Below are 14,196 nucleotides of genomic sequence, written 5' to 3'. Positions count from 1 at the left end.
GCTTATGTCTGCTCCAGAAAAGAAAAGCTCTCTTGCGATTGTTTTGCAACTGCTGGTTTTGTGGTGTGCAATATTGTCCAGTTCATTCGCTTTAAGTGCAGAGGCAGCAGCCACGGATAATGAAGATGCCGTCATTGCAGGGAAGATCATTCAGGAGCAACAACAAACCCAGCAACAGCCGTCAGCACAGCCAGAAGTAAAACAGCCGCAAATTGCCAATGATATGGCAGAAGGCGAGTCTATCCGTGGACTGCCGACTTTAAATGAGCCGGTTGTGGATCAGGCCAATTTACTTAATGCGGGTGAAAAGCAGGAGATCAGCCAACGGATTCTCAAGCTGCATGAACAGGGCAAGGCGCAAATTGGTGTGGTGATTGTCCCGACCACCGGTCAGGAAGATATTTTTGATTTTGCCATGCGGGTGGCTGAAAAATGGCAACTTGGCTCTGCAAAACAGGATAATGGTCTACTCATGGCGATTGCGGTGAATGATCGGCGTATCCATATTTTAACTGGCTATGGTCTGGAAGGCGTGCTGCCTGATATTGTGGTAAGCCGAATCATTCGAAATCAAATCACTCCTCATTTTAAACAGGCCCAATATGCCCAAGGCATTGATGCTGGACTTGCAGAGATTGAACGTATTTTAAATATGGATCCTGAGGTTGCCGCAAATGCAGCCCAGGAGTTGAAAGAACGGCAAGAAAAAGCCTTGCATGAACAGCAAGCAAAACAGAAAACCTTGAGTACCGCCTTGTTTATTCTAATTGCAGGGATTATTGGTTCATTTATTGTGGGTAAGCCTCTCAGTGCTTCTACAGCAGCAGTTGCGGGTACGGTGGCTGGACTGGTCAATGGCGCTGGCTTAATTACCAGTTTATTGATTGGAGTAGGCATCTTCTTTTTACTCATCACTGCAATTGCACAAACCATTTTTCAGCTTGTACTTTCATCTGCCGGTCGTGGAGGGGGCAGAGGAGGAGGTGGTTTCGGTGGCGGTGGATTTAGTGGCGGCGGTGGCGGCTTTGGTGGAGGAGGAGCATCAGGATCATGGTAACAACAACAGATACGACAGAGATTGTCACCCAACCTAAAACAGAAGAAGTAAATCAACCCAGTTTTAAACGCTGGTTAAAGCATTTTTTATATATGCCTGCAACCAAACGCTATTTTTCCAAACAGGACCAGGTAGCGATTGCCCAGGCGGTCGCTGAGGCCGAGCATGATCATGTGGGCGAAATCCAGATCGTGATAGAAGGTCATCTTCCTGTAAATCAGGCCTATTTTCAAAATACACGCATGCGTGCGCGTCAGTTGTTTGCAGAACTTGGAGTGTGGGATACTGAATATAATAGTGGTGTACTTCTTTACATCAATTTATGTGAAAGAAAAGTTGAAATTGTCATTGATCGGGGGTTAAAAACCGCCACTCAGCAAATAATCTGGGATGAAATCTGTAAAAATATGATTGCTCAGTTGGCTCAGGAACAGTTTAAGTTGGCTGTCATAACAGGGGTGATGAACATCGGTGAAGTACTTAGTCAATTTTATGCTCAATCCATTCAAGAGCAAAATAATGAATTGGGGAATAATCCCATTATTTTGGGCTAGAAAACAGGTGGATTAGTGACGTAAAGTGTCACTTTTTTACCAAAAAAAACATTAAAACTACGTTGTAACAATTTTATTTTTTTAAAGTGCTGTTTTTTCTGTCAATTTTATTATAATCAGCTTTGGCACAGTTAGTGCTAACTATAAATTAAGCTAAATTAGCTTTACAAAGCTTATAAATAAACAAAAACATTTGTGGAGAATGTTATGAAATCTATGCAAAAGGGTTTTACTCTTATTGAATTAATGATCGTTGTAGCGATTATCGGTATTTTGGCTGCAATTGCGATTCCTGCGTACCAAAACTACACGAAGCGTTCACACGTTTCTGAAGGTTTAAGCTTGGCTGGCGGGGCTAAGGCTGGTGTTGCAGAGTTCTATTCATCAAATGGAAAAATGCCACCTAACGCTGCTTCTGCAGGTATTTCTGCTACAATTACTGGAAATGCTGTTACAAGTGTAGCATTAACAGCGAATAATGGTCTTATTACTATTACGTTCAATGAAAAAGTAGATAATGGAAAAACTTTAGCATTAAGCCCTACAGCAACTACTTCAGGAATTCTTTGGAAATGTAAACCAGGTAGTAGTAACCCAGTGGATACTAAGTATTTACCATCTAACTGTCGCTAATTTTTTGTAAATAGAAAGCGCTCATCAAAATGGTGGGCGTTTTTTCATTATAAAACATAAAGTTGAATTTTTATGCTTAAAAAACAATCATTGTTGGTAGTTTCTTTATTTTTTGTTCTTTTGTTGGTATGTCTGAGTATTTATTGGCAGGGGCTAAAAGGGGGATTTATTTTTGATGATTTTGTTAATTTACAAGAATTGGGTACTTATGGAACTATAGATAGTTGGGATAAGTTTAGAGCATTTGTAACTAATGGTTTTTCAGGCCCTACAGGTCGCCCAATATCTTTGGCAAGCTTTCTTATTGATGATAATACATGGCCATCTCAAGCGCCAATTTTTAAATATACAAATTTAATGATCCATTTACTCAATGGTACTTTATTATTTTGGGCAACTTTACTTTTATTAAAACACTATCAATATGAAGAAAAAAAAGCAACATGGATTGCTTTGGTGTCTTTTAGTTTATGGCTATTTCACCCATATTTTGTGTCAACCACTTTATATGTTGTGCAACGTATGGCACAACTTACGACATTATTTAGTTTAGTTGGGATCATTGGTTATTTAAAAGCTCGTTGCTATGTGACAGAAAAGCCTATTTTCGCTTATTTTTTTATGACGTTTATTCTTGGTGTAAGTACACTTTTAGCAACGTTTAGTAAGGAAAATGGTGCATTATTACCTCTGCTTATTTTAGTGATTGAATTTTGTAATCTAAGTCAAATCAATAAACCAATCTGGCAATGGCGAGCCATTTTTTTATGGTTACCGTCCTTAGCTATTATTGCAGTCTTGATTAAATATACAAGTTTTGCTGAGAATCCATGGCCAAATCGTAATTTTAATATGATTGAGCGATTATATAGTGAAGCACGTATTGTTGTTGAGTATTTATTTAATCTTTTTGTACCACAAATTGAATTAAAAGGTTTGTATCAAGATGGATATGATGTTTCTAGATCGATTACTCATCCTATAACCACTTTATATTCTATTATATTTTTATTCTTATTATTCTTCATGGCATTTGTAGTAAGAAAAAAATATCCATTATTAGCTTTAGCAATTTTATTCTTTTTTGCTGCTCATTTAATGGAATCTACAGTACTGGGGTTAGAGTTGTATTTTGAACATCGTAATTATTTAGCAGCATTATTTTTATTCTTACCAATTGCCAGTGGATTATATAGTTTACGAAAGTATGTGAATTTAAAATTACTTAATTTAATTGTTTTAATTATTTTAGTGATTCTCTGTTTCTTCACTTATGAAAGAGTGAAACTTTGGTCGAATACAGATCGATTACAGATATATTGGGCGAAAAATTCACCTAATTCTGTACGTGCTCAGAATTCTTTGGCTGCAATTTTATTTGCAGATGGACAGTTTGTAGAAGCAAATAAACATTTAAATAGCGCAATTAAAAGTATGCCAGATAGTACTTTATTGACACTACGCTCTTTACTACATAAGTTATATTTAAATACAGCAAGCCATGAGGATTTTGTGCATACAGCTAATAAATTAAGATCACAACCTCATGATGCTCAAGCTTTATTAACTTTTAGAACGTTGGTCGAGTATACGACTCAAGATGTAAAGAGTCGTATTTTTACATATGATAGTTTGCTTTTAATACGTGCCTTACAAGATAATCCCAATTATAAAAATGATGAGAATGTCAAAAAATTAGCACCATATTTGGCTGCTAAAATTGAACTTGCTAATAATCAGCCAAAAGAAGCTTTAAATGAATATTTAAAGGCGATAAAAATATATAATGATGTAGAGGCAGGACTCATGATGGTTGCTGAATTGGGTTCACACCATGCGACTAAAGAAGCATTAATTTTATTGGATCAGGTGGAAAAACAATACCATCAACAAGATCCTAAAACTTTGAAACGTAGTAAAGCGGAATATGATTTCGAAAGTAAAAGAGTGAGAGAAATTTTATTAGCTCAATTACAAAAGGATACTAAACATTGAAAATAAGTGTGGTTCTTCCCGCCAAAAACGAATCAGCTGCCATTGGTCAAACCATTTCGCAGATCCAACAACTACAGCTGGCGCATGAAATTATCGTAGTGAATGATGGCTCAACCGATAATACTAAAGACATCGCAGAACAAGCTGGGGCAAAAGTGGTTTCTCATCCTTATAGTAAAGGCAATGGTGCTGCCATTAAAACAGGTGCTCGTACTGCAACTGGTGACATCATTGTCTTTATGGATGCTGATGGACAGCATGATCCAAGAGATATACCAAAACTTTTAGCAGAAATTCATAATGGTTATGACCTGGTAGTGGGTGCTCGTCAAAAGGGTTCGCAAGCTAGTATGGGGCGTGGAATTGCAAATAAACTCTATAATAATTTAGCCTCTTATATGTCAGATCATATTGTGGAAGATTTAACTTCAGGATTTAGAGCAGTTCGGGCCGATAAATTTAAAGAGTTTATTTATTTACTTCCAAATGGGTTTTCATACCCTACGACTAGTACTATGGCTTTTTTTAGAGCTGGTTATTCAGTTGAATATGTTCCAATTCATACTGCTAAAAGAATTGGTAAGAGTCATATACATCCAGTTAAAGATAGTGTTCGTTTCTTTTTAATTATTTTTAAGATCGCTACATTATATTCGCCTTTAAAAATGTTTTTACCTTTTGCTGTAATGTTATTTATATTAGCTACCACTTGGTATGGCTATACATTATATGAGTTCGGTCGTTTTACAAATATGAGTGCTTTACTTTATACTGGAAGTATTATGATATTTTTGATGGGCTTAATTTCAGAACAAATTACAGCTTTGATGTATAAAGAGAAATAAATCAGCCGTGTTTAATAGTCTGAAGCAACTTTGGCAGATTCTATCACCTTTAGATAAGCGAAAAATCATTTATGTCTTCATTTTAGTAATGGGCATGGCGTTTATTGAGTCAGCGGGTGTTATTTCAATTATGCCTTTTTTGGCTGTGTTATCAAATCCTGGAGTCGTAGAGTCTAATCACTATTTAAAACTACTATATGGTTTTACAGAGACCCCAAATAAGCAAAGCTTTATATTGTATTTAGGCTTTCTCTCTTTATTTATTGTTATATGCTCAACAGTATTTAAAATTGTGACGCTATATGTAGTCAATCGTTTTTCAAGTTTACAACGGCACTACTTTTCGACTCGCCTACTTAAGATTTATTTGCAACAAAACTATGAATTTTTTATTCAGCGAAATAGTTCAACCCTGGTCAAAAATATTTTATCCGAAGCAGATCAACTCATTTGGACCATGGTATTACCTGCTTTAACCCTTATGTCTTATGGTATTGTATTATTATCTATGGTCGGGATTCTTCTACTTTACGATCCACTTATGGCTATAGCAACAGCATTGGTATTGGGTCTATTTTATGCCACTATATATATGCTAGTTCGAAAAATACTCAATAAGATTGGGCAAGAGTTTACACAAGCTAATGAAGAGCGTTATCAAACTTGTCAAGAAGCCCTTGCGGGTATTAAAGACGTGATGATTAACAATGCGAAACAAGGTTATATTGATCAATTTGAACAATCATCACGAGTGTTCGCTAGACATATCGCAACACGCGAGACACTAGGACAAGTACCACTCAATGTTATTGAGACTGTAGGTTATGGTTGCCTAATTGGTTTGGCGATGATTTTAGTGGTTTCAGGTAAAGATGTTTCGCATATTTTACCAGTACTTGGATTATATGGCTTTACTGCTTATCGCATGCTACCTGCGGCACAAAATATTTACCGTTCGATTTCTCAAATTAAATTTTCCGAACAGATTTTATCCATACTTAAACCAGAATTTGCTTTAGAAAAAAATGAAGACTTAAATATTGTAGAATCCATCAATCACAACTTAAAGTTTAAACATTCTATACGTTTAGAAAATATTTTTTTTGCTTATCCCAATAGAATTGAGCAACCAATCCTTAACAAGTTAAATATAGAAATTAGAAAAAATACTAGTTTAGGAATTGTAGGTAAAAGTGGTAGCGGTAAAAGTACCCTAATGGATATTATGCTTGGTTTATTACAAGCTCAAAAGGGTAAAGTTTTCATTGATGATATCGAACTTAACGAAAACAATGTAATAGAATGGCGCAACTTTGTAGGTTATGTACCACAAACTATTTACATGGCGGATAAAAGTATTGCTGAAAATATTGCTTTTGGCGTACCTAAAGATTTAATTAATTTAAAGCAAGTTGAGTTTGTAGCAAAGCAAGCTCAAATTCATAATTTTATTAAAAATCAATTGACTTTAGGGTATCATACAATCATTGGTGAGCGTGGTGTTATGCTGTCGGGAGGCCAGCGTCAGAGGATAGGTATTGCACGTGCTTTATATAAAAATCCACAAGTATTATTTATGGATGAAGCTACGAGTGCTTTAGATACTGAAACTGAGAAAGCAGTGAATGAAGCTATTCAAAATTTAAGTGGAAAAATGACAATGGTGATAATTGCTCATAGAGAGAGTGCGGTAGCACAATGTAATAGCATATTAAAACTTTAAAATTAATGGATTTTGTCATTGTAAGTATTTACGCAAGAATCTACAAAATTCTATTGATATTAAATTAATGTTGGTAGTTAAGTTTAAATAGAGCATTATATTTTCTCTTAAGTAACTATTATTTGATATTCATAAGCAACTATAAACAAGGTTCAGATGTTTAATGATAAAGTAATTTTAATCACTGGTGGCACAGGTTCTTTTGGTCATAAATTCGTTGCTATGACTCTGGCAAAATATAATCCCAAAAAACTTATCATTTTCTCACGTGATGAAATGAAACAATGGGAAATGGCTAAACTATATCCTAATGAAAATCGTATTCGTTTTTTTATAGGAGATATACGTGAAAAAGATAGATTGTATCGAGCTTTAGATGGGGTAGATTATGTTGTACATGCAGCCGCTACCAAAATTGTAACTACTGCTGAATACAACCCTTTTGAGTGTATAAAAACTAATATAAATGGTGCAATGAATTTGGTTGATGCCTGTATTGACCATGGTATAAAAGCTTGTGTTGCCCTTTCTACAGATAAAGCAAGTGCTCCAGCAAATTTATATGGTGCAACAAAACTTTGTTCAGATAAACTTTTTGTTGCTGGCAATGCTTATGCTGGGGAACATGGAACACGATTTTCTGTCGTACGCTACGGTAATGTGATGGGATCACGCGGTTCAGTTATACCATTTTTTCATTCTATAAAAGGTACTGGTACTTTGCCTATTACTGATGAACGTATGACTCGCTTTATGATTACATTAGAGCAAGGAGTGGAACTTGTTTGGCATGCATTTAGCGACATGATTGGAGGTGAAATTTATGTAAAAAAAATTCCATCAATGAAAGTTACTGATATAGCCAAAGTTATTGCTCCTGATGCTAAGCATCAAATTATTGGTATTCGTCCCGGAGAGAAATTACATGAGCAAATGATTGGTATAGAGGATTCATACTATACTTATGAATATAATGAGCATTTCAAGATTTTACCTGCTATTAATGGTTGGGGGAATGATGCTGAACGCATTAAAGATGGTAGAAAAGTCTCGGAATATTTTTCTTACACTAGTGATAATAATAATGAATGGATGAAAGAATCAGAATTAAAAGCTTGGCTTAAGAGTAATTTTGATAACGTTGGTAGTATTTAATGATTCCTTATGGTCGCCAGGATATTCGGCAAGAAGATATTGATGCCGTGGTAAGCGTTCTTCAATCTGACTTTCTTACTCAAGGTCCACAAGTACCTTTGTTTGAAAAGGCTGTTGCGGATAAAGTAGGCGCCAAGCATGGTATAGCTGTTAATAGTGCAACCTCTGCTTTGCATATTGCTTGCTTAGCTCTTGGTTTAAGAAAAGGAGATTGGCTTTGGACTAGCCCTATTACTTTCGTTGCTTCTGCCAACTGTGCACTTTACTGTGGTGCAAAAGTTGATTTTGTTGATATAGATCCACGAACTTATAATCTTTGTCCTAATGCCTTGGAAAAAAAATTAATTCAGGCAAAAAAGCAAGGCAGGTTGCCTAAAATTGTTGTACCTGTCCATCTTTGTGGTCAGTCATGCGATATGCAATCGATTTATAAATTAAGCCAACAGTATGGGTTTAAAATTATTGAAGATGCTTCTCATGCAATCGGCGGTAAATATCAAAATGAATATATTGGAAATTGCCGCTATAGTAATATTAGTATTTTCAGCTTTCATCCTGTGAAAATTATCACCACAGCTGAAGGTGGTATGGCATTAACAAATGATGATGAGTTAGCTCAAACAATGGATTTGTTGCGTAGCCATGGTATAACTCGTAATGCAGATTTAATGACAAAACCCTCGGAAGGACTCTGGTACTATCAGCAAATAGCTTTAGGGTTTAATTATCGTATGACAGAGCTGCAGGCAGCTTTAGGTCTGAGCCAAATAGAACGTTTAGATAGCTTTGTAGAAAAAAGACATGTTATTGCTGAACATTATAACGAAATACTTACAAATTTACCTATAACTATTCCTTGGCAACACCCTGATAGTTATTCTAGTTTTCATCTTTATGTGATTCGGCTGCAACTCAACAAAATCACTGTAACTCATAAACAAATCTTTGAAAGAATGCGAACCGCAGGTATAGGTGTTAATCTGCATTATATCCCGGTGCATACGCAGCCTTATTATCAGCAAATGGGTTTTAGCCAAGGAGATCTCCCTCAAGCTGAGCAGTATTATCAAGAAGCGATTAGCTTGCCGATGTATCCAAGCCTAACCATAGAGCAACAGCATATTGTATATAAAACATTAGAGGATAATTGTGTTGGATAGTGTTGTTGTTTTACAAGCTCGAACTAATTCTACAAGACTACCAGGAAAAGTTCTTTTATCTATTGCAGATTTACCTCTCGTAATTTTAGCAGCAAAAAGAGCTGCAAATACGGGGCGAACTGTAATTGTTGTTACTTCTAAGGAGTCAACAGATGATGAGTTAGCAAGAGTCTTGAGCACTTATGGAATAAATATTTTTAGAGGTAGCTTAAATAATACTTTACAGAGAATAGTAGAAGCTCTGAGTGAATATAATGAAAATACTTTAGTCTTTAGGTTGACAGGTGATAACACTTTTCCTGATGGATTATTGCTTGATGAGATTGAAGCTTATTTTTTGGAGAAAGAACTTGAATATCTTTGTTGCAATGGAGAGCAATCAGGTTTGCCTTATGGTTTAAGTGTTGAATTAATGCGACTTAAGCATTTGAGAGAGGCGCTTAGTAGTGCAAGTAGTACTTTTGATCAGGAACATGTCACACCTTATATTAGAAGGAAATATGGAGAGAACTATTTTGTAAAATATAAAAATTTAAGTAAAGGACACCTTCGATGCACTGTTGATTGTTTAGATGATTACTTAAATATCTGTCGAGTCTTTGCGAAAGTTGAAGATCCTATTAAGGTCTCTGCTTTTAAACTTATACAAGAATTAGAAGGTGAAAAAGGTCAGCCTTATCAACCACAATTAACCCAAAAGCTTGTTCTTGGCACTGCACAGTTGGGGCTTGATTATGGCATTGTAAATAAAAAAGGGAAACCAAGTTCGCATAATGCACGTAGATTAATTAAAGATGCAATAACAAACGGTACATTGTTTATTGACACTGCAAGAGCCTATGGTAATAGTGAGCAGTTGATAGGTGATGTTTTAAGTGAAGGATGGAATGGTAGAGCAAGGATAATAACTAAACTTTCACCTTTAAATGATATTGAGCCAAATGCATCTTTTAAGTTTATTGAAAATCAAGTAGATAAAAGTATTTATGAGTCATGTGCATCATTAATGGTACGTGAACTTGATGTGCTCTTGCTACATAGAGCTTCGCACCTTTCCTTATTTCATGGTGTTATCTGGAAAAGACTTTTACAGCACAAAGCATCTGGATTGATTGGTTCGTTAGGAGTTTCTGTACAAAGTCCTAGTGAATTAGAGAGTGCTTTAGAAAATGAGCAAATTGAATTGATTCAGATGCCTTTTAATATTTTAGATTGGCGTTGGGATAAACTATTACCCAAAATTGTTGAGCGAAAATTACAAAGAAAACTAATAATCCATGTTCGAAGTACATTACTTCAAGGTTTATTGACTAGTACTGATGAGTCGCTCTGGGAAAAGGCATTAGTTAAAGAACCACATATTTTTATCAGTTGGTTAAGAGAAACGGTGGAATATTATAATCAGCAAACAGTTGCAGATTTATGTCTTAATTATACTCGTTCACTAGAATGGGTTGATGGTGTTGTAATTGGAATGGAAAACCAAGAACAGATGCTTATGAATATTAAAACTTTTACTACAGATTTTTTTCCTGAAAAGGTCATTAATGAAATTGTCCAAAAACGACCAAAAATATCAGCTGAAACTCTAAACCCTAGCAATTGGTGTGTTTAGATGAAAAAAAAAGGACTAGAGATATTTTCTCTAACAGGTAAAACTGCTTTAGTAACGGGTGCTACTGGATACCTAGGTAAATCAATGGTCACTATATTGGCTGAAGCTGGTGCTCGTGTATTTATTAATTCTCGTTCTAAAGAGCGTTGTCAGCAACTTGTTAATGAACTTAATTCTTTGAATTTAGATGTATATCCAGCATTTTTTGATGTTACCAACGCACAAGAGATTAATCAGTTTGTTGAGACATTAGAAGGTGAAGCAGTTGATATTTTAGTTAATAACGCTTATAACGGTGGAGCTGGAACTATTGAGTTCTCTGATATTGAAAATTACCATTCAAGTTACAACGTAACAGTAGTAGCTGCCCATCGTTTAACCCATTCATTATTACCAAATTTAAGAAAAGCAAAAAAAATACGTAATGATGCCTCTATTATTAATATTGGTTCTATGTATGGTGTTGTAATACCTGATTTACGAGTTTATGAAAGTGCAGATTGTTCAAATCCTCCTTTCTATGGAGCATCTAAGGCAGCGCTTTTACATTGGTCGCGTTATGCAGCCTGTGAGTTTGGAGCAGAAGGTATCAGAGTCAATGCGATTTCACCTGGACCTTTTCCTAACGATGAGGAACAGGAGAAAAATCCTAGTTTCATAAATAAACTAAGTTCTAAAGTGCCATTGGGGCGAATAGGTCAGCCAGATGAATTACAAGGGGCTATTCTATTTCTAGCATCCTCCGCATCGTCTTATGTTAATGGAGCAAATATACAAGTTGATGGAGGATGGATATGCTGGTGAATTCTTTAAGTATAGGTTTAATTTGTGAACATTCTTATTCGTTGTGATAGCTCAATAGAAATAGGCACTGGTCATATGATGCGCTGTTTAACTCTAGCGACTGCTTTAACGGAGCAGGAGGTACAGTGTGAGTTTATTTGTCGAGAGCATGACGGTAATATGATTGAGTATACTGAGGCTAAAGGATTTCAAGTATACCGCCTTCCTGTATTCAATAATTTACTCTATAGTACTCAAAATACAGAATCATCATATGCTGCTTGGCTGGGCACCTCTCAAGAACAAGATGCTATAGAAACTATTAATATAATAAAAGAACAGAAAATTGATTGGTTGATTGTTGATCACTATGCTCTTGATGAGACTTGGGAAAAGCTTTTACGACCGTATTGTAAAAAAATTATGGTTCTTGACGATCTCGCTAATAGAAGACATGAGTGCGATTTGTTATTAGATCAGAATTTAGGTCGAGTGAAGGAGGATTATCATTACTTAGTGCCTAAATATTGTCATATCTTTATTGGTCCAGAGTACGCGTTACTACGTCCTGAATTTACTGAGTGGCGTGAGTATAGTTTAAAGCGTCGTATAAAAGGTGATTTAAAAAGGCTCTTAATTAATCTTGGAGGAGTAGATAAAGATAATGTTACTAGTCAAGTCCTTACTGTTTTACAAGAAGCTGATTTGCCAAAAGATTTGGAGATTACTGTAATAATGGGCAATATGGCTCCCTATCTTGAACAAGTAAAAGATTTAGCAAGTAAAATGCCTAGACCAACTCAAGTATTAGTAGGTGTTGGTAATATGGCTGAAGTTATGGCAAATAGTGATTTGGCCATAGGTGCAGCAGGTTCGACCTCATGGGAAAGATGTTGTTTAGGATTGCCAACATTAGTCATGGTTTTGGCTGAAAATCAAAGTGCTGGGGCAAAAGCATTATATCAGCAATCTATATCCTTAATAGTTAATAGTCCTAATAGTTTGATTAAAGAGTTAACTAAGATTACGAACATACAACTTTTAAAATTATTATCTCATAATGCATCAACCCTTACAAAAGGGATGGGTGTGAAGGATCTTGTTGATAGCTTAAAAAGAGATTTAAATGTCTGAATTTTACATAGGAAATAAAAAAGTTGGTGGTCAAAATAAACCATACTGCATTGCTGAAGTCGGAATAAATCATAATGGCGACTTAGCTTGTGCTAAAAAAATGATTGAAGAAGCCAAAAAAGCCGGAGCTGATGCAGTAAAATTTCAGACATTTAAAGCAGAAGAATTTTGTGGTGATGAAAATCAATTATTTACTTATTTTTCTCAAGGTATAGAAATTACAGAGTCAATGCTTGATATGTTCAAGCGCTATGAATTCACCAAAGATGAATGGCTTGAAATAAAAAGATATTGTCAAAAACAAGATATTACTTTTTTTTCTACACCTCAAAATAGATCAGATTTAGATTTACTTTTAGAGCTCGGAGTGCCTGCAATTAAGATAGGCTCTGATGATTTTACAAATTTACCTTTAATTAGTAGTTATGCAAATGTATCTCTTCCTCTTATATTATCTTGTGGAATGAGTAACTTGGCAGAAGTTCATCTGGCTCTTGAAGCAGCTGGATGGTTTAAGGGTAAAGAAATAGCTTTAATGTTATGTACGTCACAATATCCAACTCCTCCTGAAGATGTCAATATTCTAAAAATAAATACACTCAAAAATTCCTTTCCTGGATTAATTATTGGTTTTTCGGATCATACACAAGATGCTTTAGCAGCTAGCTTGGCTGTTGCTTTAGGTTCAACTATCTTTGAAAAGCATTTTACACTTGATCATAATTTACCTGGACCGGATCATTGGTTCTCAGATACTCCAGAACAATTAGCAAATTGGATTAATTGTATACATAAGTCATTTAAAATGAGAGGTAGTCCTTTACTCATTCCGACAGAGAAAGAGTATCAAATGAGAACGTTAGCCAGAAGGAGTATTGTAGCTTTAAAAGACATTATGAATGGTGAAACATTAAATGTGTCCAATGTCGGATTGAGACGACCTGGTAATGGTTTACCACCAGTTATGTATGAAGAAATATTAGGTACAATAGCTTCTAAAAGTATTAAAAAAGGAAGTCTTATTTCTTTAAAGGATATTAAATATGATACCTAGTTTAGAGCAATTGCAAGAATGGTTTACTAAACTTACATCTTTTAAAAAAAATCAATTTCATCCGATGGTATGGATTAATGGTGAGCCAGTAATTGGAGAAAATGTTTTTGTAGGAGCTTTTTCTGAAATTAATGCGAAAGATGCACTGGTTAAAATTGGAGATAATTGTGATATTGCTTCTTTTGTTTCAATAAATTGTGCCGATTCTCATAAAAAATGTATAGAGTATAAAGAGGAAATAGAAAGAGGTGATATTATTTTAGAACACAATGTCTTTGTAGGGTCACATTGTGTGATTAAAGGAGGAGCACATATAGGGCATCATAGTGTTATTGCGGCCGGAACAATTGTTGATAAAGGTTATATTCCTCCTTATTCTTTAGTTTTTGGGAATCCTATGAAGGTTAAATATGAATATTACAAATAAATAGTATCCTTTTATATATTTTATTAATAACTTTTCCATATAAAATAGGCTAGCAACACTA

General features: G+C 35.2%; 13 protein-coding genes. All 13 read left to right on the top strand.

The genetic code is table 11. From position 1 onward, the window contains the following. Positions 1-4: 4 nt before the first annotated feature. The 13 genes from E0H88_RS03425 (at position 5) to E0H88_RS03365 (ending at position 14,135) form a co-directional block, all read left to right on the top strand. Positions 5-1,057, top strand: coding sequence for a TPM domain-containing protein (locus E0H88_RS03425; protein ID WP_131273112.1), 1,053 nt, complete (start codon positions 5-7; stop codon positions 1,055-1,057). Further along, on the top strand, positions 1,051-1,611 hold the full coding sequence (locus E0H88_RS03420) for a TPM domain-containing protein (RefSeq protein WP_131273111.1): 561 nt from the start codon (positions 1,051-1,053) through the stop codon (positions 1,609-1,611). Before E0H88_RS03425 ends, E0H88_RS03420 begins: the two co-directional genes overlap by 7 nt. Positions 1,612-1,827: 216 nt before the next feature. Next, the gene (locus tag E0H88_RS03415; RefSeq protein WP_502699715.1) at positions 1,828-2,244 is read left to right on the top strand and encodes a pilin; all 417 of its coding nucleotides are present in this window, start codon (positions 1,828-1,830) and stop codon (positions 2,242-2,244) included. A 72-nt stretch (positions 2,245-2,316) separates the two neighbouring features. After that, on the top strand, positions 2,317-4,239 hold the full coding sequence (locus E0H88_RS03410) for a tetratricopeptide repeat protein (protein WP_131273109.1): 1,923 nt from the start codon (positions 2,317-2,319) through the stop codon (positions 4,237-4,239). After that, positions 4,236-5,084, top strand: a complete 849-nt coding sequence (locus tag E0H88_RS03405) for a glycosyltransferase family 2 protein (protein WP_131273108.1) — start codon at positions 4,236-4,238, stop codon at positions 5,082-5,084. Before E0H88_RS03410 ends, E0H88_RS03405 begins: the two co-directional genes overlap by 4 nt. 7 nt (positions 5,085-5,091) lie before the next feature. Further along, positions 5,092-6,807, top strand: coding sequence for an ABC transporter ATP-binding protein (locus tag E0H88_RS03400; protein ID WP_131273107.1), 1,716 nt, complete (start codon positions 5,092-5,094; stop codon positions 6,805-6,807). Between the two features lie 156 nt (positions 6,808-6,963). Continuing rightward, positions 6,964-7,962, top strand: coding sequence for a UDP-N-acetylglucosamine 4,6-dehydratase (inverting) (pseB, locus tag E0H88_RS03395; protein WP_131273106.1), 999 nt, complete (start codon positions 6,964-6,966; stop codon positions 7,960-7,962). Beyond that, positions 7,962-9,122 (top strand): UDP-4-amino-4,6-dideoxy-N-acetyl-beta-L-altrosamine transaminase, encoded by a 1,161-nt coding sequence (pseC, locus tag E0H88_RS03390; protein ID WP_131273105.1) that lies wholly within the window; start codon positions 7,962-7,964, stop codon positions 9,120-9,122. Before pseB ends, pseC begins: the two co-directional genes overlap by 1 nt. Continuing rightward, entirely contained in the window at positions 9,115-10,737 is a 1,623-nt protein-coding gene (locus E0H88_RS03385) for an aldo/keto reductase (protein ID WP_131273104.1), read from the top strand. The genes pseC and E0H88_RS03385 overlap by 8 nt, the downstream gene beginning before the upstream one ends. Then, positions 10,738-11,541 carry an SDR family NAD(P)-dependent oxidoreductase gene (locus E0H88_RS03380; RefSeq protein ID WP_131273103.1) on the top strand — a complete coding sequence of 268 codons (804 nt, stop codon included), beginning with the start codon at positions 10,738-10,740 and terminating at the stop codon, positions 11,539-11,541. A 24-nt stretch (positions 11,542-11,565) separates the two neighbouring features. Then, positions 11,566-12,654, top strand: a complete 1,089-nt coding sequence (gene pseG, locus E0H88_RS03375; RefSeq protein ID WP_131273102.1) for a UDP-2,4-diacetamido-2,4,6-trideoxy-beta-L-altropyranose hydrolase — start codon at positions 11,566-11,568, stop codon at positions 12,652-12,654. Beyond that, the gene (locus E0H88_RS03370) at positions 12,647-13,708 is read left to right on the top strand and encodes an N-acetylneuraminate synthase family protein (protein WP_131273101.1); all 1,062 of its coding nucleotides are present in this window, start codon (positions 12,647-12,649) and stop codon (positions 13,706-13,708) included. The genes pseG and E0H88_RS03370 overlap by 8 nt, the downstream gene beginning before the upstream one ends. Beyond that, entirely contained in the window at positions 13,698-14,135 is a 438-nt protein-coding gene (locus tag E0H88_RS03365) for an acyltransferase (protein ID WP_131273100.1), read from the top strand. The genes E0H88_RS03370 and E0H88_RS03365 overlap by 11 nt, the downstream gene beginning before the upstream one ends. The last annotated feature ends 61 nt before the right edge of the window (positions 14,136-14,196 follow it).

The organism is Acinetobacter sp. ANC 4216, assembly GCF_004331195.1.
Lineage (GTDB): Bacteria > Pseudomonadota > Gammaproteobacteria > Pseudomonadales > Moraxellaceae > Acinetobacter > Acinetobacter kookii.
Note: the sequence above shows the minus strand (reverse complement) of the source record. Positions and strands in the feature narration are given on the sequence as shown.

Coding starts and splice junctions, on each gene's coding strand:
- pseB (WP_131273106.1), top strand. CDS start 6,964: ATGTTTAATGATAAAGTAATTTTAATCACTGGTGGCACAGGTTCTTTT.
- E0H88_RS03425 (WP_131273112.1), top strand. CDS start 5: ATGTCTGCTCCAGAAAAGAAAAGCTCTCTTGCGATTGTTTTGCAACTG.
- E0H88_RS03370 (WP_131273101.1), top strand. CDS start 12,647: ATGTCTGAATTTTACATAGGAAATAAAAAAGTTGGTGGTCAAAATAAA.
- E0H88_RS03365 (WP_131273100.1), top strand. CDS start 13,698: ATGATACCTAGTTTAGAGCAATTGCAAGAATGGTTTACTAAACTTACA.
- E0H88_RS03410 (WP_131273109.1), top strand. CDS start 2,317: ATGCTTAAAAAACAATCATTGTTGGTAGTTTCTTTATTTTTTGTTCTT.
- E0H88_RS03415 (WP_502699715.1), top strand. CDS start 1,828: ATGCAAAAGGGTTTTACTCTTATTGAATTAATGATCGTTGTAGCGATT.
- E0H88_RS03380 (WP_131273103.1), top strand. CDS start 10,738: ATGAAAAAAAAAGGACTAGAGATATTTTCTCTAACAGGTAAAACTGCT.
- E0H88_RS03420 (WP_131273111.1), top strand. CDS start 1,051: ATGGTAACAACAACAGATACGACAGAGATTGTCACCCAACCTAAAACA.
- pseC (WP_131273105.1), top strand. CDS start 7,962: ATGATTCCTTATGGTCGCCAGGATATTCGGCAAGAAGATATTGATGCC.